This window comes from Dellaglioa sp. CoH-57-MRSF-22, assembly GCF_056781895.1.
The window spans coordinates 1-237 of record NZ_JBXAXT010000279.1 but is presented as its reverse complement, the minus strand read 5'-3'; the positions used below and the strand labels follow the sequence as shown (position 1 = coordinate 237).

Genomic DNA, 237 nt, shown 5'->3' with positions numbered 1-237 from the left:
GTTCCCAGCTTCCTGCTCCTTCCGCTTGCGCAGAATCAGGTCCGTGATCTCGTTCACGGTGGCGCATCCACGCAGGTCCGCGACAGTGACCGCGACCGCAAAATCGTTGTAAATCTCGTCGCAGACTTCCGCCAGCGGGTGTGCGTTGTACAGATCGTTGTGATCAACGATCGAGTCCAAAACTTCATCGTTGTCGATGTCGTTCCAGATCGTGTAGACGTTGGTCAGCGTTGCTTT

General features: G+C 55.3%; 1 protein-coding gene. It reads right to left on the bottom strand.

The window, feature by feature from the left end:
• The coding region (locus tag AC1RPR_RS09080) for a hypothetical protein (RefSeq protein ID WP_481763622.1) at positions 1–237 on the bottom strand (237 nt) is incomplete at both ends.